The organism is Gilliamella sp. B3127, assembly GCF_026536935.1.
In the GTDB taxonomy this organism is placed as follows: domain Bacteria; phylum Pseudomonadota; class Gammaproteobacteria; order Enterobacterales; family Orbaceae; genus Gilliamella; species Gilliamella apicola_E.
This window is the reverse complement of record NZ_JAFNNI010000017.1, coordinates 1-1,494: the sequence shown is the minus strand read 5'-3', so window position 1 is coordinate 1,494 and position 1,494 is coordinate 1. Positions and strand designations below refer to the sequence as shown.

At 36.7% G+C, this 1,494-nt stretch carries 1 protein-coding gene; it reads right to left on the bottom strand.

What is annotated here, in order from left to right; translation table 11 throughout:
- Nucleotides 1–800: 800 nt before the first annotated feature.
- The coding region (locus J3U00_RS11580; RefSeq protein ID WP_267332468.1) for a TPM domain-containing protein at nt 801–1,494 on the bottom strand (694 nt) is incomplete at its 5' end.

The window sequence follows — 1,494 nt, the reverse complement described above, 5'->3', positions numbered from 1 at the left end:
ATGTGCAAATTCCGGGATGTCTGTTAGCCCATAACAAAACCAACTGAATATTAACAATAAACTACTTAGAAAATATCTTTTCATTATATTTTCTGCCTCATGACTAACAACGCTAAATAAAACTATTATATAGTCAAATCAAAATCTTACTATTAAAACTTAAAGAGTATGATCTCTTTGTTCATCTCATTACCAACGACCAGATGCACCACCACTGCGGCCGCCACATCCACCTCGGCACTCGAATAGCTATATGAAGATCGACTGCTTCTGCCACTCCCGCTACGACTTCTTCTTATGCCGTTTTTAAAACTGATAGCGATGAATAACAAGTTAGCAAACACATAATTTATACCAAAAATAAAAACGACATCGGTAAGATATAAGTAACTAAAATCGTGAACATACCAAGTTACAATAAGGAGAAACAAACTATTTGATAGTGATGTGATGATAATGCGTTTAAATTCACTTTTTTCGAATTTAACCGTGAAAACGAACAAACAAAAAAAGAAAACACTTTCCAGCTTTGTTGAATAATCCAGTTAAACATCATATCTAACATTTCACTTAACCCAATTCTATAATTATTCTGGGTTTGTTTCTCTGGATGAATTTCATTACCCATTATGACATCTTTTAATACCGAAATTGCATCATTAATACCTTGATAATAGTTCTTTTGCTTAAATTGTGGGGTTTGCTGTTCCCGAATGATGTGGCTAGCGATTGTTGTAAAAAATAAACTGCTATTAATCGATATGATTAAGGCGCATATAGCGCCTTATTTTTTATCCTATTTACCAGCTACCGGAAGCGCCACCGCCTCCACTGCGACCACCACCGCCGCCGCTAAAGCCGCCACCTCCGCCGAAGCCACCGCTAGAACCACCAAAACCGCCACTTCCTCCTCGATGATTTCCTCTTCCGCCGCCTGCTCCGGGAGTCACAATGCGGCTGGCAATGGTACTCAAAATAAATACCACAAACATGATAAATACTATAATAAATATATCGCGCATATGCCAAAGGGTAAATCCACCAACAGATAGAGCGTTAAATAAACCAGTAAGAAGACATTGATTGGTTTTATCTTTACGATACAATAATTTGGCAAGTATAAGACAAATAACAAATGACACCAGCGCATAATTACTCAACATGGAAGTAAAATCTTCTGATGATAACAAGTTAAAGCCTTGTTCGTTATCTTCACTTTTCGGGGCAGGATTATCGATTTTTTGTTTCAGTGCAGATAAGGCATTATCAATTCCTTGATAATAGTTATTTTGTCGAAATTCTGGCGCTAATTGTTCACGAATAATTTTACTGGCCACTAAGTCGGTAATAGTTCCTTCAAGCCCATAACCAACCTCAATTCGCATACGTTTATCATCTTTTACAATAAGTAATAAAATACCATTGTCTTGTCCTTTTCGACCGATTTTCCATTGAATAAAGACTCTATCTGCGTATTGTTCTACCGTTTCATCA